This window comes from Phenylobacterium ferrooxidans (genome assembly GCF_042714595.1).
Classification (GTDB): domain Bacteria; phylum Pseudomonadota; class Alphaproteobacteria; order Caulobacterales; family Caulobacteraceae; genus Phenylobacterium; species Phenylobacterium ferrooxidans.
The window spans coordinates 22,996-49,655 of record NZ_JAOTJD010000039.1; the positions used below are offsets into that span (position 1 = coordinate 22,996).

At 69.4% G+C, this 26,660-nt stretch carries 25 protein-coding genes; 9 read left to right on the plus strand and 16 right to left on the minus strand.

The window, feature by feature from the left end:
• Positions 1 to 52 precede the first annotated feature (52 nt).
• Together alr and OCL97_RS17635 are read left to right on the plus strand one after the other, a co-directional pair.
• Positions 53 to 1,147, plus strand: a complete 1,095-nt coding sequence (gene alr, locus OCL97_RS17630; RefSeq protein WP_377371140.1) for an alanine racemase — start codon at positions 53 to 55, stop codon at positions 1,145 to 1,147.
• 136 nt (positions 1,148 to 1,283) lie between these two features.
• Positions 1,284 to 2,015 (plus strand): DUF4386 domain-containing protein, encoded by a 732-nt coding sequence (locus OCL97_RS17635; protein ID WP_377371142.1) that lies wholly within the window; start codon positions 1,284 to 1,286, stop codon positions 2,013 to 2,015.
• Here OCL97_RS17635 and OCL97_RS17640 read toward each other — a convergent pair.
• Positions 1,990 to 3,183 (minus strand): Yip1 family protein, encoded by a 1,194-nt coding sequence (locus tag OCL97_RS17640; RefSeq protein WP_377371143.1) that lies wholly within the window; start codon positions 3,181 to 3,183, stop codon positions 1,990 to 1,992. The two genes, OCL97_RS17635 and OCL97_RS17640, sit on opposite strands and share 26 nt — an antisense overlap.
• 136 nt (positions 3,184 to 3,319) lie before the next feature.
• On the opposite strand from OCL97_RS17640, the gene radA reads away from it, so the two are divergent.
• From radA to OCL97_RS17665, 5 genes are read left to right on the plus strand one after another with little or no spacing between them, the layout of a single operon-like run.
• Positions 3,320 to 4,687 (plus strand): DNA repair protein RadA, encoded by a 1,368-nt coding sequence (radA, locus tag OCL97_RS17645; protein ID WP_377371144.1) that lies wholly within the window; start codon positions 3,320 to 3,322, stop codon positions 4,685 to 4,687.
• Between the two features lie 5 nt (positions 4,688 to 4,692).
• Positions 4,693 to 5,313, plus strand: a complete 621-nt coding sequence (locus OCL97_RS17650; RefSeq protein ID WP_304774768.1) for a CvpA family protein — start codon at positions 4,693 to 4,695, stop codon at positions 5,311 to 5,313.
• Complete coding sequence (gene purF / locus OCL97_RS17655) at positions 5,310 to 6,800, plus strand: amidophosphoribosyltransferase (protein WP_305337214.1); 1,491 nt, start codon at positions 5,310 to 5,312, stop codon at positions 6,798 to 6,800. The genes OCL97_RS17650 and purF overlap by 4 nt, the downstream gene beginning before the upstream one ends.
• On the plus strand, positions 6,797 to 7,795 hold the full coding sequence (locus tag OCL97_RS17660; protein ID WP_377371145.1) for a bile acid:sodium symporter family protein: 999 nt from the start codon (positions 6,797 to 6,799) through the stop codon (positions 7,793 to 7,795). Before purF ends, OCL97_RS17660 begins: the two co-directional genes overlap by 4 nt.
• Before the next feature lie 10 nt (positions 7,796 to 7,805).
• Entirely contained in the window at positions 7,806 to 8,561 is a 756-nt protein-coding gene (locus OCL97_RS17665) for an SDR family NAD(P)-dependent oxidoreductase (RefSeq protein WP_304774774.1), read from the plus strand.
• On the opposite strand, the gene der is transcribed toward OCL97_RS17665, so the two are convergent.
• The 5 genes from der to OCL97_RS17690 all read right to left on the minus strand — a co-directional run bounded on the left by der (position 8,506) and on the right by OCL97_RS17690 (position 13,862).
• On the minus strand, positions 8,506 to 10,107 hold the full coding sequence (der, locus tag OCL97_RS17670; protein WP_377371146.1) for a ribosome biogenesis GTPase Der: 1,602 nt from the start codon (positions 10,105 to 10,107) through the stop codon (positions 8,506 to 8,508). The two genes, OCL97_RS17665 and der, sit on opposite strands and share 56 nt — an antisense overlap.
• A 24-nt stretch (positions 10,108 to 10,131) precedes the next feature.
• A complete protein-coding gene (locus OCL97_RS17675) occupies positions 10,132 to 11,523 on the minus strand; it encodes a PQQ-like beta-propeller repeat protein (RefSeq protein WP_305761180.1) in 1,392 nt (463 codons plus the stop codon).
• Positions 11,520 to 12,290, minus strand: coding sequence for a tetratricopeptide repeat protein (locus tag OCL97_RS17680; protein WP_377371147.1), 771 nt, complete (start codon positions 12,288 to 12,290; stop codon positions 11,520 to 11,522). The genes OCL97_RS17675 and OCL97_RS17680 overlap by 4 nt, the downstream gene beginning before the upstream one ends.
• A 95-nt stretch (positions 12,291 to 12,385) precedes the next feature.
• A complete protein-coding gene (locus OCL97_RS17685) occupies positions 12,386 to 13,243 on the minus strand; it encodes an SDR family NAD(P)-dependent oxidoreductase (RefSeq protein WP_377371148.1) in 858 nt (285 codons plus the stop codon).
• Positions 13,244 to 13,259: 16 nt separating this feature from the next.
• Entirely contained in the window at positions 13,260 to 13,862 is a 603-nt protein-coding gene (locus tag OCL97_RS17690; RefSeq protein WP_377371149.1) for a TetR/AcrR family transcriptional regulator, read from the minus strand.
• Between the two features lie 97 nt (positions 13,863 to 13,959).
• On the opposite strand from OCL97_RS17690, the gene OCL97_RS17695 reads away from it, so the two are divergent.
• A complete protein-coding gene (locus OCL97_RS17695; RefSeq protein ID WP_377371150.1) occupies positions 13,960 to 14,943 on the plus strand; it encodes an aldo/keto reductase in 984 nt (327 codons plus the stop codon).
• Between the two features lie 3 nt (positions 14,944 to 14,946).
• Here OCL97_RS17695 and OCL97_RS17700 read toward each other — a convergent pair whose 3' ends face one another.
• Positions 14,947 to 15,933 (minus strand): RluA family pseudouridine synthase, encoded by a 987-nt coding sequence (locus tag OCL97_RS17700; RefSeq protein WP_305337218.1) that lies wholly within the window; start codon positions 15,931 to 15,933, stop codon positions 14,947 to 14,949.
• Positions 15,930 to 16,313 (minus strand): fluoride efflux transporter CrcB, encoded by a 384-nt coding sequence (gene crcB / locus OCL97_RS17705; RefSeq protein ID WP_377371151.1) that lies wholly within the window; start codon positions 16,311 to 16,313, stop codon positions 15,930 to 15,932. The genes OCL97_RS17700 and crcB overlap by 4 nt, the downstream gene beginning before the upstream one ends.
• A 95-nt stretch (positions 16,314 to 16,408) precedes the next feature.
• Here crcB and OCL97_RS17710 point away from each other — a divergent pair, with 95 nt between their 5' ends.
• The gene (locus OCL97_RS17710; protein WP_377371152.1) at positions 16,409 to 17,668 is read left to right on the plus strand and encodes a hypothetical protein; all 1,260 of its coding nucleotides are present in this window, start codon (positions 16,409 to 16,411) and stop codon (positions 17,666 to 17,668) included.
• A gap of 41 nt (positions 17,669 to 17,709) precedes the next feature.
• Here OCL97_RS17710 and OCL97_RS17715 read toward each other — a convergent pair whose 3' ends face one another.
• The 8 genes from OCL97_RS17715 to OCL97_RS17750 all read right to left on the minus strand — a co-directional run bounded on the left by OCL97_RS17715 (position 17,710) and on the right by OCL97_RS17750 (position 26,563).
• On the minus strand, positions 17,710 to 18,198 hold the full coding sequence (locus tag OCL97_RS17715; protein ID WP_377371153.1) for a CC0125/CC1285 family lipoprotein: 489 nt from the start codon (positions 18,196 to 18,198) through the stop codon (positions 17,710 to 17,712).
• An 81-nt stretch (positions 18,199 to 18,279) separates the two neighbouring features.
• On the minus strand, positions 18,280 to 19,038 hold the full coding sequence (locus OCL97_RS17720) for an RluA family pseudouridine synthase (RefSeq protein ID WP_377371154.1): 759 nt from the start codon (positions 19,036 to 19,038) through the stop codon (positions 18,280 to 18,282).
• Positions 19,035 to 20,342: a replication-associated recombination protein A gene (locus OCL97_RS17725; protein ID WP_377371155.1), complete on the minus strand. Its 1,308-nt coding sequence runs from the start codon at positions 20,340 to 20,342 to the stop codon at positions 19,035 to 19,037. Before OCL97_RS17725 ends, OCL97_RS17720 begins: the two co-directional genes overlap by 4 nt.
• A 49-nt stretch (positions 20,343 to 20,391) precedes the next feature.
• Positions 20,392 to 21,807 carry a Do family serine endopeptidase gene (locus OCL97_RS17730; RefSeq protein WP_377371156.1) on the minus strand — a complete coding sequence of 472 codons (1,416 nt, stop codon included), beginning with the start codon at positions 21,805 to 21,807 and terminating at the stop codon, positions 20,392 to 20,394.
• Between the two features lie 155 nt (positions 21,808 to 21,962).
• Positions 21,963 to 23,189 carry an MFS transporter gene (locus OCL97_RS17735; RefSeq protein WP_377371157.1) on the minus strand — a complete coding sequence of 409 codons (1,227 nt, stop codon included), beginning with the start codon at positions 23,187 to 23,189 and terminating at the stop codon, positions 21,963 to 21,965.
• 136 nt (positions 23,190 to 23,325) lie between these two features.
• A complete protein-coding gene (locus OCL97_RS17740) occupies positions 23,326 to 24,630 on the minus strand; it encodes an MFS transporter (protein WP_377371158.1) in 1,305 nt (434 codons plus the stop codon).
• A gap of 157 nt (positions 24,631 to 24,787) precedes the next feature.
• Positions 24,788 to 26,038 carry a TCR/Tet family MFS transporter gene (locus tag OCL97_RS17745; RefSeq protein WP_377371159.1) on the minus strand — a complete coding sequence of 417 codons (1,251 nt, stop codon included), beginning with the start codon at positions 26,036 to 26,038 and terminating at the stop codon, positions 24,788 to 24,790.
• A 57-nt stretch (positions 26,039 to 26,095) separates the two neighbouring features.
• Positions 26,096 to 26,563 (minus strand): SRPBCC family protein, encoded by a 468-nt coding sequence (locus OCL97_RS17750; protein WP_304774807.1) that lies wholly within the window; start codon positions 26,561 to 26,563, stop codon positions 26,096 to 26,098.
• Between the last annotated feature and the right edge of the window lie 97 nt (positions 26,564 to 26,660).

The following is a 26,660-nucleotide window of genomic DNA, read 5'->3' on the forward strand; positions in this document are numbered from 1 at the left end:
CGTTCGTTTCAGATGTTTCCATCTGAAACGAAAAGGCTCTAAGGGAGCGCCAATGGCTCTCCCCTCCTCCGCGCGCCTGACGATCGATCTCGACGCGCTGGCCCACAATTACGGCTTCCTGCGCGACCAGGCGCCGGGCGCGGAGGCCGCGCCGGTGGTCAAGGGCGACGGCTATGGCCTGGGCGCCGGCCCAGTCTGCCGTCGCCTGTGGACGGAGGGGGCCCGCAGCTTCTTTGTCGCCCGCCTGACTGAGGGCGAGGCCCTGCGCGCGGCGCTTGGCCCTGACCGCCCCGCCGTCATCTATGTGCTGGACGGCATGACCGGGGGCACGGGCCCGCGCCTCGTCGCCGCCGACCTGACCCCGGCGCTCACCAGCGTGCCGCAGGTCGAGGCCGCCGGCAGCTTCGCCTCGACCCTTGGCCGCGCCCTGCCCGTCGCCCTGCACATCGACACCGGCATGAACCGCCAGGGGGTCACCCCGGACCAGGCCGTGGCCCTGGCCCAGTCCGGCGACCGCCTGGCCCATCTCGACATCGGACTGGTGATGAGCCACCTGGGTTCGGCGCCCGAGCCCCGCGATCCGCGCAATGGCCGGCAGCTCGAGCGCTTCGCCGCGGCGCGCAAGCTGTTCCCCGACGCCCGGGCCAGCTTCGCGGCCTCGGCCGGCATCTTCCTGGGCGACGACTACCGCTTCGACATGGTCCGTCCGGGCGTCAGCCTCTATGGCGGCGGCCCCGAGGAACGGCCCGATCCGCGCCTGAAGGCGGTGGCGACCCTGGAAGCCCCCATCCTCGACATCCGCAACATCCAGGCCGGCGAGACCGTCGGCTACGGCTCCAGCCGCATCGTCGCCCGCCCCACCCGCGTCGCCGTGGTGGCGGCGGGCTATGCCGATGGCCTGGTGCGCGCCGCCAAGCAGACCGGCCATGCCTGGTTCGCAGGCGCGCTGCGGCCCTTCCTGATCGTCACCATGGATCTCATCCTGATCGACATCGGCGACACCCCGGCCAGCCCCGGCGAAATGGTCGAACTCATGGGCCCCAACGCCCATATCGACGACCTCGCCGCCGCCGCCGGCACCGTGGCCCACGAATGCCTGGTCCGCCTCAGCCCGCGGGCGGAACGGGTCTATCTGGGCGAGGTCTGAGCTACACCCAAGCCACGCCCCTCAGCCCTTCTGCGGTGCCGCGTTGACTCGCGAACATGTGTCAGATATTTCTGACACATGAAATGACTTCCTGGGCGACACGCCCGGGAGCCCATGCCCGTCGAGGATTCGCCCCATGACCCGCCGCACGTTTGAGAGTCACCCCAACGCCTATCTTCGGATAGCTGGCGTCATCTACCTGCTGGTGATCGTGTTCGGCGGCTTTTCCGAGGGGTTCGTGATGAGCGCCCTGATCGTGTCTGGAGACCCCGCGGCGACGGCGCGGAATATCACGAGCTCACCGGCGCTCTGGAACCTCAGCCTGGCCGGGAACCTTCTGGTCCCGCTGATCGCGGTTCCCCAGATGCTGATCGAATTCCTGCTTCTGCGGCCTGTGAACCGGAACCTTGCCCTGCTGTTCCTGCTGCTGAATGCGATCTCGCTGGCGGTCGAGTGCGTCAGCAAGCTGTTCCTGCTGATGGTCGTTCCGATCCTTGGCCGCTCGGACGGGGCCTTCGATCCGCAGCAGATCCAGGCCCTGGCGAGCGTGGCCCTGATCGGCCACAACCTCGCCTTCCACATCACCCTGATCTTCTTCGGCGCCGCCTGCCTGGTGAGCGGCTACCTGATCTTCTGGTCGGGCTATCTTCCCCGACTGTTGGGACTACTGGTCCAGGCGGCCGGAGCCAGCTACCTGATCGCGACCTTCTCGCGACTGTTTGCGCCGGCCTTCGCCGATCAGCTGACCTCGGCCATCCTGCTCCCGGCGCTGATCGGCGAGTCTGCGTTCTGCCTGTGGCTCCTGTTGAAAGGTGTGAACCTGACCGCTTGGCGCGCGCGGATTACTTCCCAGGCGCAGCCGGCTTAGCCGGCCGGGCCAGGGCCTGCAGACGCCCCATGTCGATCCCCGCCACCGCGGCCTTCAGGTCGGCCATCGCCACCGCGTCCCCCTCGGCCTGGACCATGAACCGCTCGCCCACCAGGACACCGTAGCTGCCGTGCTTCGATGCATTGTCGAAGGATTCCGTGCTCATCCTCCCCTCCGGCGTCTGGTCGATCCGGTCATAGCGGCGACCGTTCTCGGTGGAGGACTGGACGTTGAAGGCCGTGGCGACCCCGGCCAGGGCGCCGGCCGCCCCCAGGTCGGTGATGGTCAGGGTGTAGGTTCCGTCGCCCTTGGCGTAGCTGGCCTCGGCCGAGGCGCCGGAGGCGCCGCTCGCCCCCACGCTGCCGGCCCGAACCGCGGTGCGCGGATAGCCCGCCGCCGTCGCCGGCAGCATCGCCTTCAGCACCTCGGGGTCAGTCGGCACGATCTCGCGCGCGCGCTCGGCGGCCGCCGCGATCTGGTCCCCGGCCGCCTCCAGCTTGGCGATGTCGACGGACCGGCCTCCCGACGCCGGGACCGTGGTGACCGCCGACCCGGCGCCGGCGCCCTCGCCCATCCGCCGGATGGGCTGCAGGACCGCGGTGACCACCAGGCTGATGAGGATCGCTGCGACCACCGCCAGCACCACATAGGCCGCCGCCTTGCCCTGCGCCGGCTTCATCAGCTTGGGCAGGCCCAGGTACAGCAGGTAGAGGCTGTAGATCCCCGCGAGAAAGGCCAGGAGCCCGAAGGGCGGGAAGACGAAGACGATCCCGGCCAGCCAGCCCGCCGTTCCCGAATAGGCCGCCACCTTCAGGGCCTGGACCTGGTTGCGCTTGGCGCCAAATGACGGCGCGAAGGCGTTGATCACCACCGCCAGCATCATCACGCCCAGCAGGGTGGTGAGATAGGCGGCGACGCCCGCGCCCAGGGCGTGCAGCACCGGCGGACGGAACGACACCCCGTCCTTGGGATTGCCGAACACCATCGCGCCGATGAACCCGGCGACCGGCCCGATGGCGGCCAGCGGCATGACATAGGTGAGGTAGAGGCCCGCCAGGCTGGCCGGCTCCTGTTCGATCTCGTCCCAGGTGGCCGCCGGCGCGGTGAGGATCGCCCGCACCCGCGCGATCAGGCGCTTTCCCGGCGATCGCGGCTCTGCGACGCTCATGCCCAGTTCCCGGCCTTCAACATCCTGCCCCCGCCCCCATATGAGCAGGCCAACGCCCCTAGCCAGCGCCCGTTCCGCCGCCTTGTGAAGTGCGTTTCGGGGTAGTCTCGGGCTCGACCCCGAATCAGGAGACCCCATGGCCCGCGACGGCGCAGTCTATGTTTGCCAGACCTGCGGCGCGACGCAGACCAAATGGGCGGGCCAATGTCCCGCCTGCCTGGCCTGGAACTCCCTCGTGGAGGAGGTGCAGAGCCGCCCGCCCGGCGCGCTTGCCCCCACCCGCAGCAGCGCGCGCGGCAAGGGCCTGCCCTTCCAGGGCCTTGAGGAACACACGCCCGCCCCGCCCCGCATCCAGACCGGTGTCGCCGAGTTCGACCGGGTCTGCGGCGGCGGCGTCGTGCCGGGCTCCGCCATCCTGCTGGGCGGCGATCCGGGCGTCGGCAAGTCCACCCTGCTGCTGCAGGTGGCGGCCTTCGCCGCGCGGCGCGGCGCCAAGTGCGCCTACATCTCCGGCGAGGAGGCCGTGGAGCAGGTCCGCAGTCGCGCCCAGCGCATGGGCCTGGCCGACGCCCCGGTGCGCCTGGCCGCAGAGACCTCCCTGCGCGAGATCGTCGAGGGGCTGAAGCGCGAGAAGTTCGACCTGGTGGTCATCGACTCCATCCAGACCATATGGAGCGACGCCCATGAGGCGGGGCCCGGCTCGGTCACCCAGGTCCGCGCCGCCACCGGCGAGCTGGTGCGCCTGGCCAAGAAGCAGGGCGTCGCCATCATCCTGGTGGGTCACGTCACCAAGGAGGGGACCATCGCCGGTCCCCGGGTTATCGAGCACATGGTCGACGCCGTCCTGGCCTTCGAGGGCGAGCGTGGCTACCCGTTCCGCATCCTGCGCGGGGTCAAGAACCGCTTCGGCGCCACCGACGAGATCGGCGTCTTCGAGATGGGCGACGGCGGCCTGGCCGAGGTCAAGAACCCCTCGGCCCTGTTCCTCGACACCTCCGGCGAACGCGCCGCCGGGGCCGCGGTCTTCGCCGGCATCGAGGGGTCGCGGCCGGTCCTGGTGGAGTTCCAGGCCCTGGTGGCGCCCTCGGCCTATGGCACGCCGCGGCGCGCCGTCGTCGGCTGGGACACCGGGCGGCTGGCCATGGTGCTGGCGGTATTGGAGGCCCGCTGTGGCCTCGGTCTAGGCAATCGCGATGTCTATCTGAATGTGGCCGGCGGCCTGCGCATCAGCGAGCCGGCGGCCGACCTGGCGGCGGCGGCGGCCCTGGCGTCCTCGGCCCTCGATGTCGCGCTTCCCCAGGACTGCGTGGTGTTCGGCGAGGTCAGCCTCTCGGGGGACGTCCGTCACGTCAGCCGCATGGATTCACGTCTGAAAGAAGCCGCAAAGCTCGGTTTCAAAAGGGCTTTCGGGCCGGCCGACGTTGACGGCGGCCCCCTGAAGATGACCGGTGTCGCCCGCCTGGGTGACGCCATCCGCCGGATCGGCGACGGCGATTGGGATTAGACGGTTTGCCCTGGTTCGACATCGTCGTGCTCTCCATCCTCCTGGCCTCGGCCGGGGTGGGGTTCTATCAGGGCGCGGCCCGCGAGATGGTCGCCGTCCTCTCGTTCCTGATCGCCGCCATCGTGGCGGTCGTGGCCCTGCGGTTCACCGGACCCATGGGTCGGGCGATCGTGGATCCGGACTGGGCCGGCACCGCCGGGGCGGTCCTGGCCACCTTCATCCTGGTCTACGGGGTCCTGCGACTTACGGGCGCAGGCCTTGCGCGGCGAATCCAGGAAACTCAGATCCTGGGCCTGTTGGACCGCACGGTCGGCCTGGGCTTTGGCCTGATCCGCGCCTTCGTGGTCCTCGGGGCCTTCAACCTGGCCTTCAACGCCGCGACCCCTGTGGAGTTGAGGCCCGCGTGGATGACCGGCGCGGTCTTCTATCCCATGACCACGGCGGCAGGTCAGATCCTCAAGGCCTTCGCGCCGCGGGGTCTGGACATGGCCAACAAGCTGAAACCGGCGGTTTCCAGCGCGGTCCGTGAAGGTTCTGCGAACGCTCCGCGTGACTCCAACGACGGTCGCGGCTATGACGCCCGCGATCGCGGCAGTATCGATGATCTAGTGGAGAAATCCCGATGACCCAGTCACTGGATCGATGGCGACAGGCTCCCCGCGATCCCGATGACGATACGCCCCGCCTGGAGTGCGGCGTGTTCGGAGTCTTCGACACCGACGGCGCTTCGGCCATCACCGCGCTCGGCCTCCACGCCCTCCAGCATCGCGGACAGGAAGCCTGCGGCATCGCCAGCTTCGACGGCCAGGGTTTCCACACCGAACGCCATATGGGCCACGTGGGAGACGCCTTCGCCGGCGGCGACCTCATGGATCGCCTGCCCGGCCAGACCGCCATCGGCCACACCCGCTACTCCACCGCCGGCGGGTCTTTCATCCGCAACGTCCAGCCGATGTTCGCCGACCTCGAGGCTGGCGGCCTGGCCATCGCCCACAACGGCAACCTCACCAACTTCCTGACCCTGCGCCAGCAGCTGGTGGCCGAGGGCGCCATCTTCCAGTCCACCTCGGATTCCGAGGTCATCCTCCACCTCATCGCCCGCTCGCGCCGCGCGCGGCTGGTGGACAAGTTCATCGACGCCCTGTCGGTGATCGAGGGCGGCTACGCCCTGGTGGCGCTCTCCAACAAGAAGCTGATCGGGATCCGTGATCCCCTGGGCATCCGCCCCCTGGTGCTGGGCGACCTGGACGGCAAGGCCGTGCTGGCGTCCGAGACCTGCGCTCTCGACATGATCGGCGCGGCCTTCGTCCGCGACATCGAGCACGGGGAGATGGTGATCATCGATCACGACGGCATCGAGTCCATCCGCCCCTTCCCGGCGGCCAAGGCCCGTCCCTGCATCTTCGAATATGTCTACTTCGCGCGCCCCGACTCGGTCGTGAACGGCCGCTCGGTCTACGAGGTGCGCAAGCGCATGGGCCGCAAGCTGGCCATGGAGAGCCACGTCCCCGTGGACGTCATCGTCCCCGTCCCCGACTCCGGCGTCCCCGCGGCCCTCGGCTATGCTCAGGAAACCGGTGTCCCCTTCGAGATGGGCATCATCCGCAACCACTATGTCGGCCGCACCTTCATCCAGCCGACCCAAGGCGCGCGGGAAATGGGCGTGCGCATGAAGCTCTCCCCCAACCGCTCGGTGCTGGCCGGAAAGAGGGTGATGCTGATCGACGACTCCATCGTGCGCGGCACCAACTCCGTCCGCGTCGCCCGCATGGTGCGCGAGGCCGGGGCCGCCGAGGTTCACCTGCGCTCGGCCTCGCCGCCGATCATGTGGCCCGACTACTACGGCATCGACATGCCCGACCGCGACAAGCTGCTGGCCGCCAACCATTCGGTGGAGGAAATCGCCAAGATCCTGGAGGTCGACTCCATGGGCTACCTCTCCGTGGACGGCCTCTACTGGGCGATGGAGTCGGCGCCCCGCGATCCCGACCAGCCGCAGTTCACCGACCACTATTTCACCGGCGACTACCCGACCCGTCTGCTGGATCGCGAGATCGCCGAGGGCCGGAACGAGACCTCGGAGCGGCAGCTGTCGTTCCTGGTCGACGCGTGAGCGGAGAAAAGGCTGGCGGCTGGCTCAGCCGCCTGAAGCCCGACTGGTACATCATCCTGATCATCAGCATGGTGGCGCTCGCCTCCCTGCTGCCGGCGCGCGGCGCGGCTGCTCCGGTGTTCGGCGTGGCCACCCAGGTCGCCATTGCGCTGGTTTTCTTCCTGCACGGCGCCAAGCTGTCGCGCGAGGCGGTGATCAAGGGCGTCACCCACTGGCGGCTGCACCTGCTGGTCCTCGCCGCCACCTTCGTGATGTTCCCGGTCCTCTGCCTGGGCCTGGCCGCCCTGCCCGGCGCCATCACGCCTGCGGCGCTTGCGCCTGGCCTGATCTTCCTGGGCTGCCTGCCCTCCACCATCCAGTCCTCGATCGGCTTCACCGCCATCGCCCGGGGCAATGTGGCCGCCACCGTCGCCTCGGCCACGGCCTCCAACCTGCTGGGCATCGCCCTGACCCCGATCCTGGCGGCGGTGCTGATGCACACCCAGGGCGGCTTCTCCCTGGAGTCCGCCCAGTCCATCGTCCTGCAGCTGCTGCTGCCCTTCATCGCCGGCCAGCTGCTGCGGCCCTGGGTCGGGCCCTGGATCGCCAAGCGTTCGAAGATGGTGGGCTATGTGGATCGCGGCTCCATCCTGCTGGTGGTCTATTCCGCCTTCTCGGAGGCCGTGGTGGAGGGGATCTGGAGCAAGGTCAGCACTCTCGACCTCGCGCGCCTGCTGATCCTCTGCTGCGTGCTGCTGGCCGCGGTCCTGCTGATCACCCTGTTCGCGGCCCGCGCCTGCCGGTTCAACAAGGAGGACGAGATCACCATCGTCTTCTGCGGCTCCAAGAAGAGCCTGGCCAGCGGCGTGCCCATGGCCGGCGTCCTCTTCCCGGGCGCGCAACTCGGCATGATCCTGCTGCCGGTGATGATCTTCCACCAGATCCAGCTGATGGCCTGCGCGGTCATCGCCAACGCCTACGCAAAGCGGGCGGACACAGAACCCCAGACCAGCTAGAAGCGCCGCCATGACTGATACGAACCTCCCCCTCGCCGGCAAGATCGCCCTGGTCACCGGCGCCTCGCGCGGCATCGGCCGCGCCTCCGCCCTCGCCCTGGCCAAGGCCGGCGCCCATGTCATCGCCGTGGCCCGCACCACCGGGGCCCTGGAAGAGCTGGACGACGAGATCCGCGCCGCCACCGGCCAGCCGGCCACCCTGGTCCCCATGGACATCTCTCAGGTCGAGGGCCTCGACCAGCTGGGCCTGGCCATCCATGAGCGCCACGGTCGCCTGGACATCGTGGTTCACGCCGCCGCCATCCTGGGGGTCATCACCCCGGTCAGCCACATTGAGCCGGCGCTGTTCGACAAGGTGGTCACCACCAACCTCACCGCCACCTTCCGGCTGATCCGCGCCACCGAGCGGCTGCTGCGGGCCTCGGAGGCCGGGCGCGCCATCTTCATCACCACCGGCCGCGTCCAGCGCCCGAAGGCCTTCTGGGGCGCTTACGGTGTCTCCAAGGCGGGCATGGAGCACCTGGTGCAGACCTGGGCCGACGAACTGGAGAACACCACCGTCCGCGCGGTGCTGGTGGACCCCGGCGTCATGCGCACCAAGATGCGCGCCGAGGCCATGCCAGGCGAGGATCCCATGGACCTGCCCCATCCGTCGGAGATCGGACCCATGATCGTCGACCTGGCCCAGGCCGACCTCGGCCAGCCGAAATCTAGCGTTTTGTTTTCGGACTGGAAGCTGACGTCCGGCTCGCCCGCTTCGGCTTGACGCCGGGCCGGGCCAGCTTCTGGGTGCGCCCCTTGGGGTTGCCCACCAGCTTGGGCTTGGCCACGTAGGACCGCTTCGGCTTGGCCTCTGCGCCCGCCTTGGCCTTGGCCGAGGCCGCCGCCTTGGATTTCGCCCGCATCCCCGTCGTCGGGCCGCCCACAGCCTTGGCGGCCGCCCTGGCCGCGAAGCCGCCGGTGGGGCCGCTCTTGGCCTCCCCCTCGGCGAAGGGGTTCTTGTTGGACTTCACCGTCAGCCGCATGGGCACGCCGGGCAGGTCGAAGCTCTCGCGCAGCGAGTTGATCAGGTAGCGGCGGTAGTGGTCGGGTAGCTGGTCGGCCCGGCTGGCGAACAGCACGAAGGTCGGCGGCCGCGCCTTGGTCTGGGCCATGTACTTGGGCTTGATCCGCCGCCCGCCCACCGAGGGGGGCGGATGGCGTTGGGTCGCCATGGAGAGCCAGTCGTTCAGGTCCCGCGTCTTGACCTTGGTGGACCAGTCGCCGTGCACCTTGAAGACCGCGGGCATCAGCTTCTCGAGGCCACGGCCGGTCTCCGCCGACAGCGCCACCACCGGGGTTCCCCGCAGCTGCGGCAGCAGGCGGGCGGCTTCCTCGTTGAACATGGCCAGGGTCTCGCGCTGGTCCTCCACCAGGTCCCACTTGGCCAGGCAGAAGACCAGCCCGCGGCCTTCGCGCTCAACCAGATCGGCGATCTGCAGGTCCTGCACCTCGAAGGGGTGGGTGGCGTCCATCACCAGGATCACCACCTCGGCATAGGTGATGGCGCGGATGGAATCCTGGCCCGACAGCTTCTCCAGCTTCTCCTCGACCCTCGCCTTCCGGCGTAGCCCGGCGGTGTCCACCAGGCGGATGGCCCGGTCGTCCCAGGTCCAGTCGACGGGAATGGCGTCGCGGGTGATCCCGGCCTCGGGGCCGGTCAGCAGGCGGTCCTCGCCGATCAGCTTGTTCACCAGGGTCGACTTGCCCGCATTGGGGCGCCCCACGATGGCGATCTGCACCGGCTTCTCGACAGCGTCGCCGTCCTCGAACTCGTACTCCACCGCATAGGGGGCGATGGCCTGATAGAGGTCGGCCATCCCTTCGCCGTGCTCGGCGGAGATCGGAATGGGTTCGCCCAGGCCCAGGCTGAAGGCGTCATTGATGCCGTCGTCGCCGCGCTTGCCCTCGGCCTTGTTGGCCAGCAGCAGCACGGGCTTGTCCCGGCGGCGCAGGATCTCGCCGAACACGCGGTCCATGGGCGTGATGCCGTCGCGGGAATCCACCACGAACAGCGCCACGTCGGCCTCGTCGATGGCCAGTTCGGTCTGGGCGCGCATCCGCGCCTCAAGGCTCTCGTCGGTGACGTCCTCGAAGCCGGCGGTGTCGATCAGCTCCAGTTCGATGTCGCCAATCCGCCCCGCGCCGAAGCGCCGGTCGCGGGTGACGCCCGGCCGGTCATCGACAATGGCGAGCTTCTTGCCCGCCAGCCGATTGAACAGGGTGGATTTACCGACGTTCGGACGCCCTACGATCGCAAGCCTGAGCGGCATGGGGTCCTGGTCTTTTCTCTTCGTCTATCGCAGCGCGATGAGTTGGGCCTCATCGGTCGCGATATAGATCGTGTTGTTGATGGAGATCGGGCCGAGCAGAACGCCCGAGCCGAGGTTCATGGTCTTTTCCACCGCGCCGGTCTTGGCGTTCAGGGCCACCAGCTCGCCCTGGTTGGAGGCGGTGATCACCTTGCCGGAGGCCAGGATCGGGCTCGACCAGATCGGCTTGGAAACGTACTTCTTCTTGCCCAGGCTGATGCCCATCAGGCCGCCCTTGGCCTTGCCGCGGCCTTCGCCCAGGTCGCGGATCCAGTAGATCTGGCCGCTCTCGCGGGCCACGCAGATCACCTGGCCGCCCTTGTCCACCACATAGACCACGTCGCCCGAGGGCCAAGGCGTGGTGATGCCGGTGATCGGCAGGGTCCAGCGCGCCTGGCCGGTGCGCAGGTCGGTGGCGGCGAAGACGCCAGAGTGGCTGACCGCGAAGACGTCGCCCTGGAAGATCACCGGGCGGCCGGGAATGTCGCGGATCTCCGACAGCGCGTTATTGCGGCTGGCCCGCGACAGGGCTTCGTTCCACAGGTCGTTGCCGTTGGCGGCGCGCAGGGCCACCAGTTCGCCTGAGCCGAAGGCGGCCACGACGGTGTCGCCGGAGACGGCGGGGCTGGAGGCGCCCAGGATGCGCGAGGATTCCGACAGCGCCTGATAGGTCCAGCTCGCGGTCCCATCGGCGGTGTTGTAGCTCAGCAGGGTGTTGTCCACCGCCACCACGAACAGGCGTCCGCCCGCCACGGTGGGGGCCGCATGGATCGGCTGCTCGGTGGCCACCTTCCAGCCGACCGCGCCGGTGTCGGCGTTCAGCTGGGCGATGAAGCGGTAGCCCGAGGCGACATAGAGCTTGCCGTCGGCGATGGCGATCCCGCCGCCAAAGGCTTCCTTGTCGCGCTTGGAGTCGGGACGCAGATTGACCTTCCACACCTCGGCCCCGGTCTGGGCGTCGAGGGCCGAGACCGTGGCCTCGCCGTCCATGACATAGATTTTGCCGTTGGCGGCCACCGGCGGCGCGGTGACATGGGCGCCGCGGCCCGAGCCCTGGCCGAAGCCGCGCTTCCAGGCCACCGACAGCCCGCCGCCCGCGGCCACGTGGGCGACGGAGTTCTCAAGCGTGCCGCCCGGCATGGACCACTCGCTGAGCGCCACCGGGTCGGGCAGGAAGAAGTCGACGCCCTTCAGGGCCTCGGCGGCTTCCACATTCTGGTCGAAGGCGATGATGGCGATGCGTTCGCCCTCGCTGGCGACCTCGCCAGGGGCCTCGTCCTTCGGGAAGGGGTTGAGGCGGCTGAGCGTCGAGCACCCGCTCACGGTCAGGGCGGCCGTCAGGAGCAGGGCAAGGCCGGTGCGGCTGCGAAGCGTCATTTGGCGTCCGGGGTTGGCTGTTGCGTCGGAGCGGAAAGGCCCGCGGAGGCCCCCGGCGGAAGGAGCACGCTCTGCGGCGGCAGGGCCGCGGCGGCGCGCGCGGCGGCGGCGACATTCTTGGCCGAGCCGGAGTCGATCAGGTCCATGGCGGCCTTGGCGCGGTTGCGGGCGCCTTCCGAAGCGTCGGCGATCAGCGAGATGACCACGAAGTCGCCCCGCGCTCCGGCCAGGTCGCCGTGCATGATCTTCGCGAAGGCCAGGGCCTCACGCGCCTCGGTGCGGTACGGGCGGCCTTCCTTGGTCATCGGCGTCAGGCGGGCCTCCAGGTCCTTGTAGGGAGCCGTGTCGAGCAGGGCGAAGGCGGATTTGAGGCGGGCGACGTCGCCGATGATGTCGTTCGGCGCGGCCTCTGCGGCCTGGTCGAAATAGGTCACGGCCTCGGCCGGCTTGCCGGCGGCGATCTTGATGCCGCCCTGATGCTGCAGGGCCAGCGACTTGTAGGCCTTGGACCCGGACTTCGCGACCTCGCCGAACAGCCGGTCGGCCTCGTCGGCACGGCCCGCGCCGAAGGCCTCCAGGGCCTGGGCGTACTGCTCGGAGGCCTTCGAGGTCGTCTTGGTCTGGTAGGTGTCGTAGCCCCAGACCGCGAGCGCGATCACCAGGGCGGCGGCCAGGACGGCGCCGACCCAGGGCAGGGCTTTCAGCGCAAGCGCCTTGTAGCGGTCGGTGCGAAGCTGCTCCTCGACCTCTTCAAAGACATCAACCACGTATGGGAACTCCGCACGAAAGGCGCAAGGGGAATAGAGCGGCGGAACCTATAGCGGCAGCGTGGCCATCGCAACGGTCCGGCGTCGTCGGGGGCTTACCCTGCGCCGGGCTTCGACGCCATGAAAGTCTCGAAGGCGGCCTTGTGGTCGGGATGCCAGCGCGACAGGGCCGGCCGGTTGAGGATCAGGTCGTCAGCGGCCCAGGCGATGCGCTTTTCGTCCATCTCCCGGCTGACGTCGTTGTCGGGGCAGAGGATGTAGAAGTCTCCCTTCCCCATCGCCTCGACCATGAAATCCACCACCTGTTCCGCGCTCCAGGCGCCCGGCGGCTTCTCCGTCGAGCGCGCGGTCATCCCCGTGAAGGTGTAGCCGGGAATCAGCAGGTGGGCGCTGACCTGCCCACCCTCGACGTTGCGCAACTGGTGGGCCAGGCCCTCGGTCAGCGCCTTCACCGCCGCCTTGCTGGTGTTGTAGGCCACGTCTCCGGGCGGATTGGTGATGCCCTGCTTGGAGCCGGTGTTGATGATGGCGCAGGGCGCGCCCTGGTCCAGCATCCGGCTGGTGAAGGCCTGCACCCCGTTGATCACGCCCCAGAGGTTGATCTCCAGCAACCGGCGCCAGCGGTCCGGATGCTCCCAGGCGCCGGCCCCGCCGCCGACCCCGGCATTGTTCATCAGCACCGCCACCTCGCCGAACCGCTCATAGGCGGCGTCGCGCAGGCGGTTCACGGCGTCGGCGTCCGAGACGTCGGTGGCCACCGCGAACACGTCGGCGGGCGCACGCGCCGTTGCGGTGACGGCCTTCACGGCGGCCTCGAGCCCTTCGGCGTTCCGGTCCGCCAGGCAGACCTTCATACCCAGGCCCGCGAACCGCTTGGCGGCGGCCAGGCCGATGCCGCTGGCCCCGCCCATCACGACGGCGGCTCGGCCAGGGGTCAGGGCGGGGTGGCTCATCGGGTCTCTCCGAGGTTCAGGGGCGCAAGGCCGCGGCGGTCAGGGCCGCGATGCGGGCCAGGCTGGCGCGGTAGGTCGCCGGATCGGGCGGGCCGGTCTCGCTCTGCTTGGCGCCCTTGGCGGCGGCCATCATTGTGGCGGCGATTGCGGCGGCGTCGAGGCCGGATGCCGTCAGGTTCGCCTCCCCCGCATTTTCGGCGGCGTTCAGGAAGCCAATGAGGCGACCGGTATAGGTCCTGTCCACCTGACCGGCGATATCGGGCCCTACCGTAAGCCGCGTGGAGCTCAGCTCCACCAGATGCTCGGACTGGCCATAGCGGTCGTACATGCCGGCATAGAGCGCCTCCAGCACGCCGCGCAGCCGCGCGCCGAACCCGCCGCCCGCCGCCTCGGCCAGGTCGCAGGCCAGTTCCACCTCGGCCAGGTTGCGGGCCTGCATGGCGCGGAACACCGCCTCCTTGCCGTCGAAGTAGAGATAGACCGTGCCCTTCGCGATCCCGGCCTCGCGGGCGATGTCGTCGATGGAGGTGCGGCGGAATCCGAACTGGGTGAACAGTCGCTGGGCGGCGTTCAGGATCGCGTCGGCCTTGGTGCGGGACTCGGGGGCGGGCTCGGCCATGCACCTATTAGGCGGGCCAACCGATTGACATCAAGTGTCCGATGAGACGAAATGACCTAATCAATTGAATCGGTCATTTCGTCCAGGAAAGATGCGCATGAAGACCCGTCAACTGGGGGCCAAGGGCCCCACCGTCTCCGCCATGGGCCTGGGCTGCATGACCATGACCGCCGTCTACGGCGCGCCGTCGGACAAGGCCGAGAGCCTCGCCACCCTGGACCGCGCGCTGGAACTGGGGATCAACTTCTGGGACACCGCCGACATCTACGGCCCCTATGAGAATGAGGAGCTGCTGGGCGAGGCCCTGACCGGCCGCCGCGGGCGGGTCTATCTGGCCACCAAGTTCGGCATCGTCCGCAAGGGCGAAGGGACCGGCGTCGACGGCAGCCCGGCCTATGTCCGCGCCGCCTGCGAGGCCAGCCTGAAGCGGCTGAAGACCGATGTCATCGACCTCTATTACCTGCACCGCGTGGACCGCGACACGCCCATCGAGGAGACCGTCGGCGCGATGGCCGAGCTGGTGAAGGCGGGCAAGGTCCGTCACATCGGCCTGTCGGAAACCTCCGCCGAGACCCTGGAGCGGGCCTGCAAGGTCCACCAGATCACCGCCCTGCAGAGCGAGTACTCGCTCTGGACCCGCGATCCGGAGAGCGGCCCCCTGGCGGCCTGCGCGCGCCTGGGTGTCGGCTTCGTGCCCTACAGCCCGCTCGGCCGCGGCTTCCTCACCGGCGAGATCAGGACCCCCGACGACTTCGGGGCCGCCGACTGGCGGCGCTCCAACCCCCGCTTCCAGGGCGAGAACTTCGACAGGAACCTGGCCATTGTGGACAAGGTCAAGGCGCTGGCGCAGTCCAAGGGCGTCACGGCGTCGCAACTCGCCTTGGCCTGGGTGATGTCCAAGGGCGAGCACGTCGTGCCGATCCCCGGCACCCGCCGCATTAAGTACCTTGAGGACAACGCCGCCGCCGCCGACGTCGTTCTGACGGCGGCCGAGCTCGCCGAGATCGACGCCGCCTTCCCGGCCGATATCTCCGTTGGCGACCGCTACGCCGCTGGGATGATGGGGTCCCTCAACGGCTGATCCCTACTTGCGGCCCCGTCGGAAGGGCTCCGGATCGGCCTCGTGCTCGTCGAATCCGAAACGGCCGAAGCCCTCCTTCATCTCCACGCTCAGGGGCGCCTCCAGCACCAGGGTCCCGCTCGACGGGTGCGGCAGGCTCAGGCGGCGCGCGTGCAGCTGCAGCTTCAGCGGCCCCGACAGCTCCTTGGAGGCCGCGGTGTTGTACTTTGGGTCCCCCAGGATCGGATGGCCCATGGCCAGCATGTGGGCCCGCAGCTGGTGGGTCCGGCCGGTGTGGGGCCGCAGGGCCATCCAGGCCGCGCGAGGTCCCGCCCGGCTGATGGTGACGAACTCGGTCTCGGCGGGCTCTGCGCCCGGCTCCTTGGGCTGGGCGGGCACCACCATCTCCCGGTCGCCGATCCCCTTCTTCACCAGGGGCAGTTCAAGCACGCCCTCGCCCGGCTTGGGGAAGCCGATGACGATGGCCCAATAGGTCTTCTGCGCCTTGCGCCGCGCGAAGGCGCCGGCCAGCTTCGCCGCCGCGCCCGGCGTCTTGCCCAGCACCAGGACGCCCGAGGTGTCACGGTCGAGGCGGTGGACCAGGCGCGGCCGCTCCAGCCCCTCCCCCCAGGCGCTCAGCAGCCGGTCGATATGCTTGTGGGTCTTGGTCCCTCCCTGCACGGCGAGGCCGGCGGGCTTGTTCAGCACCAGGACCTCATCGTCCTCATAGAGCACTAGGCTCTTGGCGTAGGCCGCCTCGCGAGCGTCGATGCCCTGATCGGCGCGGGCGCCGGGCTCCGGCGGGTCAGGCAGCGGCGGCACCCGCACCTGCGCCCCGCCCGCCAGCCGGGTGTCGGGCTTGGCCCGGCCGCCGTCGACGCGGATCTGGCCAGAGCGGGTCAGTTTCTGGATCTGGATGTGATTGAGGTGCGGCCAGCGGCGCTTGAACCATCGGTCCAGGCGCACCCCGTCCTCCCCGGCGTCCACGAACAGGGTGCGGACCTCCTTCACGCGAACACCCGCCGCGCCACGATCAGACCGACGAACAGCGCTGTCACCGAGAGCACGACTGAGGCCAGCGCGTAACTCGCCGCCACGCCGTAGGCGCGCCGCTCGATCATCAGGGCGGTCTCCAGGGAGAAGGCCGAGAAGGTGGTGAAGCCCCCCAGGACGCCGACCCCCAGCAGCAGCCGCAACTTCTCCTGTTCGGCCCCGCCCTTGAAGGCCAGGAACCCCGCCAGCAGACCCATCAGCAGGCCGCCCGCGATATTGGCGATGAAGGTCCCATGGGGCCATCCGGCGCCGAACCATCGCAGGGCCTGGATCCCCAGGCCATATCGCGCCACCGCGCCGGCCGCGCCGCCCACGGCCACTAGAAGCACCTTGTCCATCGGCCCCTTATGCGACGGCCCAGGGGCGGCGTCGAGACGAGGAACGCCGCGCCGCAACGCCTGGTTAAGCCCGCCTCCCCATAATGGGGTGGTAGTTGTTCTTCACTGGTCGCTCCTGCGTGTTTTCTGGCGAGCCCAAGAGTATCGAGCGCATCACCGCCGGCGGCGCCGCCGCGGCGCTCGAACGGCTGGCTGGAACCGACCTGGTGGAGCGCGGCTGCGTCACCATCATCAGCGTCGACGCCATCCGCCAACGCTCCGGTGACCGCTGGCCACGCAAGCGCGACGCGGTCTGGGCCTATGTCGGCAAGAGGTTCGACGAGCACCTGGCCTATCAGGACATCCGTCATCGCATCGGCGAGACCGACTTCCTGGTGGCCGTGACCTCCGAGGAGGGCGTGGCCGCCCAGGCGCTCAGCCTGAAGATCCTGGAAGAGGCCCTGCTGTTCTTCCTGGGGGTCGCCGATCCCGCCGACATGAAGATCCGCGCCGTCAGCGCCATCAACGGCCAGGAACTCGCCTGCACCGACATCGACCCGGCTGGCGTCACCGGCCACCGTCCGGCTCCGCCGGTGGAGCTGGTGATCTCGGCTTCTCGCCCCACGGTCGATCCGGTCGAGGAGCGCCGGCGCAACCCGATCTCCTTCGTCACCGCCTCGGGCCAGAACCTGCGCATAGACTACAGCCTCGAGGAGGCCGTCAGCCTGCGCCACAAGGTGACCGCCGCCCTGCGGATCGAGCCCACCGTGACCCACATCGCCAGCGGGCGGTCGATCCCGGCCCGGGCCTTCGCCAAGCTGTCGGACGACGACATCGCCTTCATCGACCGCGCGTCCCTGGACTACGCCGCCCTGTTCGTAGGCCCGGAAGACCGGCCACAGCCGCTGATCCTGCCACTCTCCTTCCGCACCCTGTCGACCCGCAAGGGCCGGCAGGCCCTGATCAGCGCCGAGGGCCTGCCGCCGCAGCGGGTGAAGGTCGGTGTCATGGTCGAACTCATCGACGTCGATCGTGGCACGCCGGAGGCCCGGCTGCTGGAGGTCACTGGTCTCGTTGGCCAGCTGTGCAAGGGCGTGCTGGTCCGCCTGCAGCCCGGCCGCGACGCGGTTGGGCCGGTGAAGGGCGCCCGGCTGCAGGGCCTGACCGTGGCCGCTGTCGATCTCGGCGGTACGGACAGCCAGGTGGCCAGTCACATGCTGAACCTGGCCTCTCAGGCACGGGGCCGGACCCCGGTCCTGATGATCCACGGCCTGCCCTCCGAGGGTTACCTGGACGTCGCCCAGGTGGCGGGCTTCACCCACGCCTCGCTCAGGGTGACGCAACAGCTTCAGGCGCTGGAGCAGCCAGCGGCCTGAGCCATCCTTCTTCCCCCACGCAGTGGTGGAAGCAGATTGCGCTAGACCCTGGGCCCGAGCGCGCTGCGCAGGCCGCGCGCGTCGTAGACGTCTGCGCCGGGGGGCTTCTCGCCCTTGCCCATCACCACCTCGATGGTCTGGGCCAGGGCCGGTCCGCCGCCGAGATCAAAGCTGGCGCCGAGACCGATCCCGACCCCGCCGCCCCGGCCATAGCTGCCGCCGCCGGTGCCAAGCGATACGCGCGGACCGCTGTTGCTCCCGGCCTGCCGCATCATCCGATCCGACACCCGGAACCAGTCGTAGCCGTCGGCCAGGGCGATATCGGCGGCCCGCAGCAGGGCGTAGTCGGACACCTGTTCGGGCGACCCGCCGGGGCCGCCCCGGAAGGTGACGCGGTAGCGGCCCGGCTCGATCCGGTAGGAGGAGAAGCCCACGGCCTCTGGACCGTTGGCGGCGGTATAGACGGTGGGGGCGCTCGCGCAGGCGGACAGCCCGGCGCAGAGCGCGGCGGTAAGCAGCAGGCGTTTCATCGGCGGCCATCCAGTCGGGGCGAAAGTCTTGCGACTTCCAGGGCTTGGCGTGAGAACGGCCAGCCCCGGCCTCCGTTCCGGTCAGGCTTCGGTCAGGCCGATCGCCGCCAGCAGCGCGGCCATGTCCGGCGGGGTCGGCGCCTCAAGCTTCTTGGTCCCGCCCTCGGGGTGGGGGAACGACAGGGCGCCGGCATGCAGCATCAGGCGCGGCACGGGTTGGCCGCCCACCGCCAGCGCCCCGCCATAGCGCGCGTCGCCCGAGATCGGCCGGCCGATGGAGGCCAGATGCACCCGCAGCTGGTGCATGCGACCGGTGTCAGGCGACAACTCCAGCAGGGCCGCCACCGTATTGGACGACAGGGTCTTGTACCGGGTCTTGGCCGTCTCGGCGTCCGGGTGATCGGGCGGGCAGACACGCATGAAAGCCTCCCGGCCCGCCTCGTCCCGGCGCAGGGGAACCTCGATGGTCCCGCCCGTGGGGTCGGGGGCGCCGGGAGTCACAATGGCCCGGTAGGTCTTGGAGAACCTGCGTCCCATCATCGCCTTGCCGAGGAAGCCTGCCGCGGGCTTGGTCTTGGCCGTCAGGATGACGCCCGAGGTGTCGCGGTCCAGGCGGTGGATCAGGCGCGGCCGCGCCTTGCCGGGCTTGGCGAAGGCCCACAGCATCTCGTCCAGGGTATGGACCTGTCCTCGCCCGCCCTGACTGGACAGGCCGGCCGGCTTGTTGAGCGCCAGGATGTGCGGGTCCTCATAGATCACCAGGCTGCGGACCAGGGCGATCTCGTCCGGCGTCAGGACCACCGGCTTGGCCTCGGCCTTGGACTTCGGCGGAGACCTCACCGGCCCTCGCGCTCGGCCCGGATCGCCGCCCAGCGTTCCAGCCGGTCCTTGATACGCGCTTCCGATCCCTGGTCCTTGGGGTGGTAGAAGCTCTGCCGCGCCATGCCCTCGGGGAAGTAGTTCTGGCCCGAGAAGCCTTCCTCCGTGTCGTGGTCGTAGGCGTAGCCCTTGCCGTAGCCGAGGTCCTTCATCAGCTTGGTGGGGGCGTTTCGGATATGGGCCGGTGGCATCAGGGAACCGGTTTCCTTGGCCGATCGCATGGCGGCCTTGTAGGCCACATAGACCGCGTTGGACTTCGGCGCGGCGGCCAGGTGCACCACCAGCTGCGCCAGGGCCAGGTCCCCCTCCGGCGAGCCCAGGAAGTCGTAGGTGTCCTTGGCCGCATTCGCCAGCACCAGGGACATGGGATCGGCCTCGCCGATGTCCTCCATGGCCGCCCGGATCAGCCGGCGCGCGATGAACAGCGGGTCCTCGCCACCGGTCAGCATGCGGGCCAGCCAGTACAGCGCCGCGTCGGGATCGGACCCCCGGATCGACTTATGCAGCGCCGAGATGAGGTTGTAGTGCTCCTCCCGGTCCTTGTCGTAGGCCGGACTCCGCTTCTGAAGAATCTCCCCCAAGGCCTTGATCGACAACGGCTTCGCCGTGCCGATATTGAACAACGTCTCGGCCAGGGTCAGCAGATAGCGCCCATCTCCGTCGGCCAGGGCCACCAGGGCGTCGCGGGCCTCAGGCTCCAGCGGCAGCGCCTTGCCCTCATGGGCCTCGGCCTTGTCCAACAACGTGCCCAGCGCCTCGTCGTCCAGCCGCCTCAGCACATAGACCTGCGACCGCGACAGCAGCGCCCCGTTCAACTCAAACGACGGGTTCTCCGTGGTCGCCCCCACCAGGGTGACGATCCCCTCCTCAACGAAGGGCAGGAAGCCGTCCTGCTGGGCGCGGTTGAAGCGGTGGATCTCGTCGACGAACAGCAGGGTCGATTGCCCCGCCGAGCGTCGCATCTTGGCCTGTTCGAAGGCCTTCTTCAGGTCGGCGACGCCCGAGAACACCGCCGAGAGCTGCTGGAACTCGTAGCCCGCCTCCTTGGCCAGCAGCCGGGCGATGGTGGTCTTGCCGGTGCCGGGCGGACCCCAGAGGATCATCGACGACAGCCGCTTGGCCTCCGCCATCCGTCGGATCGGCCCCTCGGGTCCAAGCAGGTGCTCCTGCCCCACCACCTCGTCCAGCTTCTGCGGACGCAGACGGTCCGCCAGCGGCGAGGGTGCGTGCGGCGTCAGACCCGCGGCTTCGAAGAGGTCGGCCATCCAGGGGATATAGCCCTCCCTCCCCGCCATGGGGAGGGAGAAGCCGGTCCTACGTCCGGAAGTTCGCCGTGATCTCCTGGCCGCCGCGCACGATGGTCACCTGCCACTGGCCGCCATTGCTGCTGACGATGCCGACGAGGTCACGCACCGAGTTGATGTCGCGGCCGTTGACCCGGCGGACGATGTCGCCCGGGCGCAGGCCCGCGTTCATGGCGAAGCCCCGGCCCATCTTGGTCACCAGCACGCCCTTGCCCGAGAAGGGATCCAGGCCCAGCTCATCGGCCACCGCCGGCGACAGGTTCACCACCGTGGCCCCGTCGAAGGGGTTGCGGCCGGCGATCACGCGCTCGTCCCTGGCCGGCGTCGCGGGCGGCGCCTCGGCCTTCAGGTTCAGGGTCAGGTTGGCGCCGTCGCGCAGCACCCCCAGCTTCAGGATCTCGCCGGGACGGCTGGACCCCAGGGCGTAGCTAACGCCGGCCGGATCGGCCATGGGCTTGCCATCCACCGTCAGGATCACGTCCTCAGGCTTCAGACCGGCGCGGGCCGCGGGGCCGCCGGGCCAGATGTCGGCCACCAGGGCGCCCGACGGGATGGTCATGCCCAGGCTGCGGGCGATCTCGCCGCTCACCGGCTGGGTCCGCGCGCCCAGCCAGGGGCGCACCACCACCTGGCCGCCGCCGGCCGCCGTCTCGACGATGCGCTTCACCATCGCGCCGGGGATCGCGAAGCCGACCCCCGAAGACGAGCCCGAGCGCGACAGGATGAAGCTGTTCACCCCGATCAGGTCGCCGTCCATGTCCACCAGGGCGCCACCCGAATTGCCCGGATTGATCGCCGCATCGGTCTGGATATAGGCGTTGGCGGCGTCGCCATTGGGGTCGGCGGTGCGGTTCAGGGCCGAGATGATGCCGTTGGTCACCGTCTGGCCGACGCCGAAGGGGTCGCCGATGGCCAGCACCAGGTCGCCCACCTGGGCCTCGCCGGTGTCGTCGATGGGCAGGACCGGCAGGCGCTCGGACCCCACATCGATCTTCAGCACCGCCAGGTCGGTGCGCGGGTCGGCCAGCAGCAGCTTGGCGGGGAACTCGCGCCGGTCGGCCAGGGCCACGGTGATCTCCTGCCCGCCCTGCACCACGTGATTGTTGGTGATGATCACCCCGTCGCTGCGGACGATGACGCCCGAGCCCAGGGAGCCCTCGATCCGCTCGCGCGGCGCCCCCATGCCGAACATCTGCCAGAAGGGGTCGGACTGCTGGCGGACCAGCCGCTTTGACGAGATGTTCACCACCGCCGGCGCGGCGCGCTTCACGACCGGGGCGAAGGACATCTTCATGGTCATGGAGTCGCCGGGCGCCGCACGGGTCGGCTGGACCAGCTGCGGGATCTGGGCCTTGGACTTGGCCGAGGGGTCGGAACAGGCGGCCAGCAGGGCCACGAAGGGGATCAGGACGCGATAGGCTCGCATGGGCTCTCCGAGCGGGGAAACGTCGCCGGACTTTGACGAGGTTTCAGGCGCATTGATGGCCAGAGCACGATAGCCGAAAGTGGCCACCGGTTTCGGCGGCCATCGCGCTCCGACTTAAGATAGGGGGTGACCGATAGCCGGTCACCCCCTGGCATCTAGGCTGACTTCTGTTCGGGCGAAACAGGCCTCGCGAAAGCCAGGACAAGTATCCAGGCCACCAGGCTCAAGACGCCGCCGATCAGGATGGTCAGGCCAGACCAGGCCAGCCCCCAGGTCAGGGTGGCGGCGAACACCTGGGTCACCGCGATGGGGGCGGCGATACTGGTCAAACTGGCGATGGACCCCATGGCGCCCTGCAGCCGCCCCTGCTCCTCGGCGCCGACCTTGGAGCTCATCAGGGACTGCAGGGCCGGCGTGGCCATGCTGCCCAGCACGATGGGCAGGTTGGCGATCCAGAACCAGACCCCGGTGGGGGCGAGCCCCACGGCGAAGAAACCCGTGACCTCCAGGGCCAGGCCCAGCAGCACCGTGCGCTTGTCGCCCAGGGCCTTGGCGATCCGGCCCGTCAGGCCGGTCTGCACCGCGATGCTGGCCACCGCCAGGGCGCTGCAGAAGATCCCGAAGTCCAGCGGGCTCCAGCCGTAGCGGTGGGCGGTGTAGAGCACCAGCAGGTTGTCCTTGGCCTGGAAGGCCAGCCAGATCAGCAGCAGGGCGATCCCCAGCACCAGCAGGCCCTTGCGCTGGACAAGCAGGTCCACAGCGCCCCAGGGGTTGGCCTTGGCCCAGCGGATGGGCGCACGCTTCTCCTTGGGCAGGGATTCCGGCAGGACGAAGATTCCGTAGATCCCGCCGAGGAAGGCCACGGCGGCGGCGGCCCAGAACGGCGCCCGGATATCGTGCATGGCCAGCAGGCCGCCGATCGCAGGGCCCATGATGATCCCGCTCCACAGGGCCGCGGTCATCCAGCCATAGGCCTTGGTGCGCTCTTCCGGCGGCGTCACGTCGGCCACATAGGCCATGGCCGCGGCCTGGGCCCCGCAGGTCAGGCCGCACAGAATCCGCGCCGCCATCAGCCAGCCGACGGTAGGCGCCAGCGCCCCCATGACCAGCTCGGCCCCGACCCCGAACACCGAGATCAGGATCACCGGCCGGCGGCCGAAGCGGTCGCTCAGCATCCCCAGGAACGGCGCGGCCAGGAACTGGGGGATGGCCCAGCCCACCTCCAGGAACCCGACCCAGCGGGCGGCGGTGGCCGGGTCGCGGCCCACCAGCTCTTGGGCCAGCCGCGGCAGGACGGGGAAGGAGATCGATTGGGCGGAATAGTCCAGGAAGATGGTGATCGCGACGAAGATCAGCGCCGCGCGGCGGGTGCGATGGGGCATGGATGTCTCGAGGTTCCGGCGCCTGCCGGCATGACAAAGGGCCCGGCCGTCGGCCGGTTGCGAGGACGGCGGCGCCGAGGCTGGTCAGCCTCCGCCCGCGTCCTAGGCCCTGGTCTTCTCGAATGCGATCATGGGGTCAGCCTACCGCTCCGGCTCCGCTTGGCAAGCCCTCGGCCTTGGCCTGGGCCGGCACGTCGCGGGCGAAGGCCAGGGCCAGGCTCCAGGCCACCAGGGTCAGGGCCGCGCCCGCCAGAATGGTCAGGCCCGACCAGCCGGGCCCCCTCCCCGCCGCGACCGCCAGGGCGAAGACCTGGGTGAAGGCGATAGGCCCGAACAGGCCCGTCAGGCTGCCGACCCCCATCATCGCCCCCTGCAACCTGCCCTGCTCGTCCGGATCGACCTTGGCGGTCATCATCGCCTGCAGGGCGGGACCGGCGATGTTGGAGAGCGCCATGGGCAGGTTGGCGATCCAGAACCAGAAGCCCGTGGGCGACAGCCCCACGGCGGTGAAGCCGATCACCTGTAGGGCAAGACCGCCGATCAGCACCTTGCGCTCCCCCAGCCAGGTCACCGCCCGGCCGGTGAGCTGGCTGGTGACCACGATGTTCACCGCCCCCAGCGCGCTGCAGAAGATCCCCAGGGCCATCGGGTCCCACTGATAGCGATAGGCCGTGTAAAGGACGAAGACGCTGTTCATGGCGTGCATGGCGAACCACAGCAGCAGCAGGATGAGCGCCAGCATCGGCAGGCCCGGCCGCGAGAACACCAGGCTCAGCGAGCCCACCGGATTGGCGTTGGCCCAACGCATCGGCGCACGACGTTCCTTGGGCAGAGATTCGGGCAGCACGATCAGGCCATAGACTCCGTTGGCCAGGGCTACGGCGGCGGCGGCCCAGAACGGCGCCCGTGGATCCCAGGCGCCCAGGAGACCGCCCAGGGCCGGGCCCAGAATCACCCCGGTCCAGGCCGCGGCGTTGAGCCAGCCATAGCTCTTGGCCCGCTCCTCCTGCGGGGTGATGTCGGCCACATAGGCCATGGCCGCCCCCTGCGCCCCGGCGGTCAGGCCACACAGGATCCGCCCGATCAGCAGCCAGGCCAGGGTCGGGGCCAGCGCCATGATGGCCAGATCGATGGACAGGCCGAAGATCGAGATCAGGATCACCGGCCGGCGGCCGAACCGGTCGCTCAGCATGCCGATCACCGGGGCGGCGAAGAACTGCGCCACCGACCAGGCGGCCACCAGCACCCCCACCCAGCGGGCGGCGGAGGAGACCTCGCCTCCCACCATCTCCTCCACCAGCCGGGGCAGGACCGGGAACACCATGGTGTGGCTGACCACGTCCAGGCAGATGGTGATGGCGATGAACGGCAGGCCGGCCTTGCGGAGGTTGGCGGACGCGGGCGCCCCCGTATGGGGGCTGGGGTCGACTGGCAGGGTCATGAGATATCTCGAAACGCCGGCCGCCGGAGCGGTCGGGGAAAAGACGGTCGCAGGCGAACAGGCTCCGGCCAGTGTGGCCGGGCGCCGCCTAGCCCCTCATCGTCTCTGTCTGCGTCGTCGCCATGATTACCCTACGGTAGAGGTGTGACAGGTTCCGTCAAGCCGCCGCGGCGGCTGTCGCCGGCGCATGGGCCACCCGCATCCCCAGCAGCAGCGCCATCAGCAGCAGGAAGGCGGCCAGATAGATGGCCAGGCCCGGCGCATGCAGGGTGGCGTCATGCCGGATCGACCAGGCGAAGATCGTGCCGAACATGATCGGGCCCAGCACCGAGGCGACCCCTTGCAGGCTCTGGTTGGCGCCCTGCAACTGACCCTGGTGACTCGGGTCCACGCGACGGGTCATCAGCCCCTGCAGCCCCGGCTGCATGAAGTTCAGCAGGGCGAAGACCGGCGCTGAGGTGATATAGAACCAGCCGGTGGGCGCGAAGCCGTAGAGGGCGAAGCCGAGGCAACCGCCTGCCGCCCCCAGCAGCAGGGCCCCCCGCTCGCCAATCCTGGCCACCACCGGCCCCACCAGCAGGGTCTGCACCCCCACCCCCAGCAGGCCCGTCGCCATCATGGTCAGGCCGATGATCCCCGGGCTCCAGCCATAGCGGTAGCCGGAATAGAGCACGAAGATCGACGGCAGCACGGTGTGGGCCAGCTGGAACAGGAAGCCGACCCCGGCCAGGCCCAGCAGGTCGCCATGGGCCCTCAGGAAGGCCAGCGAGCCCACAGGATTGGCCCGCTTCCAGTCGAAGCTGGTGGTGCGCTTCTCCACCGGCAGGGATTCCGGCAGCACGAAATAGCCGTAGAGCCAGTTGATCGCCGTCAGGGCCCCGGCCACCAGGAACGGCAGCCGCAGGTCGAACTCCGCCAGGAACCCTCCAAGGGCCGGCCCCACCAGGAAGCCGAAGGAGAAGGCCGAGCCCATCCAGCCGAAGGCCTTGGCCCGGTCCTGCGGCGGCGTCACGTCGGCCACATAGGCGTTGGCGGTGGAGAAGCTGGCCGCCGTCACCCCGTTCAGCACCCGGCCGACGAACAGCCAGGCCAGGTTGGGGGCGAAGGCCATGAACATGAAGTCGACAGCCAGGCCAAACAGCGAGATCAGCAGCACCGGCCTGCGCCCGATCCGGTCGCTCAGCATCCCCAGGATCGGCCCGCAGAACAGCTGCATGATCCCCCAGACGCAGCCGAACACCACATTCCACAGGGCGGCCTCGGCGGTGTCGCCGCCGGTAAAGCTCTTGATCAGGTTGGGCAGCACCGGGATCATGATCCCGAACGACACCGCGTTCATCAGGGCGCAGACGAAGACGAAGCTGAAGGCCGCCTTGCGGCCACCGGCCGTGGGTGTTGCGTCGCTCATGATCTTGGTCTCCCCCCAGCACCAATCTGAAACAAAACAGGAACTCGTTCAACCGCGTTAGGTCGCGGTGTCCCGCAGCGCCGCAAGCTGCGCCTGCCAATATTCCGCCAGCCGCATCAGCAGCGCCTGGTCCGGGAAACCGTGCCGCGCGGCGCTCTGGAGCGGAACCTGGTCGAAGCCACGATGCTCGATGCTCACCCGCGTCTCGTCACCCACCGCCTCGAACCGCACCTCGACCTGCGTCTTGAGCTCGGGCGGGAAGTTCGCCTGCCGCCAGGAAAACTCCAGCCGGTGCGGCGGCTCCCAGGCGGTGATCCTGCCGATCTCGAACACCTTGCCGTTGGCGAGCGTCTCCGTCAGCCGGCCGCCCTCCCCGGGTTCGAAGGCCAGCAGGCCCGGCGCCCTGGGAGTCGTCTGGAACAGCGGGTTGGGCTTCCACCACATCCCGATCTCGCCGACAAAGGCCTCGAACGCCCGCTCCGGCGTCGCCTTCACCCGCAGGGCCACAAACACCTTCGACGTCATCGCTTTCCTCCCCCGTTCACGGGCAGGGGAATCGCATATGGCGTTGGAGTCGAAATCTTAGGTCGAAGCGGATTCTGCAGATGTCTCCTTGGTGTTT

Excerpts from the sequence above, each read along its gene's own strand:
- OCL97_RS17685 (WP_377371148.1), bottom strand. The coding sequence starts at position 13,243 with ATGAGCCACCCCGCCCTGACCCCTGGCCGAGCCGCCGTCGTGATGGGC.
- OCL97_RS17665 (WP_304774774.1), top strand. The coding sequence starts at position 7,806 with ATGACTGATACGAACCTCCCCCTCGCCGGCAAGATCGCCCTGGTCACC.
- OCL97_RS17730 (WP_377371156.1), bottom strand. The coding sequence starts at position 21,807 with ATGCGAGCCTATCGCGTCCTGATCCCCTTCGTGGCCCTGCTGGCCGCC.
- OCL97_RS17675 (WP_305761180.1), bottom strand. The coding sequence starts at position 11,523 with ATGACGCTTCGCAGCCGCACCGGCCTTGCCCTGCTCCTGACGGCCGCC.
- OCL97_RS17635 (WP_377371142.1), top strand. The coding sequence starts at position 1,284 with ATGACCCGCCGCACGTTTGAGAGTCACCCCAACGCCTATCTTCGGATA.
- OCL97_RS17640 (WP_377371143.1), bottom strand. The coding sequence starts at position 3,183 with ATGAGCGTCGCAGAGCCGCGATCGCCGGGAAAGCGCCTGATCGCGCGG.
- OCL97_RS17745 (WP_377371159.1), bottom strand. The coding sequence starts at position 26,038 with ATGAGCGACGCAACACCCACGGCCGGTGGCCGCAAGGCGGCCTTCAGC.
- purF (WP_305337214.1), top strand. The coding sequence starts at position 5,310 with ATGACCCAGTCACTGGATCGATGGCGACAGGCTCCCCGCGATCCCGAT.
- OCL97_RS17735 (WP_377371157.1), bottom strand. The coding sequence starts at position 23,189 with ATGCCCCATCGCACCCGCCGCGCGGCGCTGATCTTCGTCGCGATCACC.
- alr (WP_377371140.1), top strand. The coding sequence starts at position 53 with ATGGCTCTCCCCTCCTCCGCGCGCCTGACGATCGATCTCGACGCGCTG.
- OCL97_RS17715 (WP_377371153.1), bottom strand. The coding sequence starts at position 18,198 with ATGAAACGCCTGCTGCTTACCGCCGCGCTCTGCGCCGGGCTGTCCGCC.
- OCL97_RS17750 (WP_304774807.1), bottom strand. The coding sequence starts at position 26,563 with ATGACGTCGAAGGTGTTTGTGGCCCTGCGGGTGAAGGCGACGCCGGAG.
- OCL97_RS17725 (WP_377371155.1), bottom strand. The coding sequence starts at position 20,342 with ATGGCCGACCTCTTCGAAGCCGCGGGTCTGACGCCGCACGCACCCTCG.
- crcB (WP_377371151.1), bottom strand. The coding sequence starts at position 16,313 with ATGGACAAGGTGCTTCTAGTGGCCGTGGGCGGCGCGGCCGGCGCGGTG.
- OCL97_RS17690 (WP_377371149.1), bottom strand. The coding sequence starts at position 13,862 with ATGGCCGAGCCCGCCCCCGAGTCCCGCACCAAGGCCGACGCGATCCTG.
- OCL97_RS17695 (WP_377371150.1), top strand. The coding sequence starts at position 13,960 with ATGAAGACCCGTCAACTGGGGGCCAAGGGCCCCACCGTCTCCGCCATG.
- OCL97_RS17740 (WP_377371158.1), bottom strand. The coding sequence starts at position 24,630 with ATGACCCTGCCAGTCGACCCCAGCCCCCATACGGGGGCGCCCGCGTCC.
- radA (WP_377371144.1), top strand. The coding sequence starts at position 3,320 with ATGGCCCGCGACGGCGCAGTCTATGTTTGCCAGACCTGCGGCGCGACG.
- der (WP_377371146.1), bottom strand. The coding sequence starts at position 10,107 with ATGCCGCTCAGGCTTGCGATCGTAGGGCGTCCGAACGTCGGTAAATCC.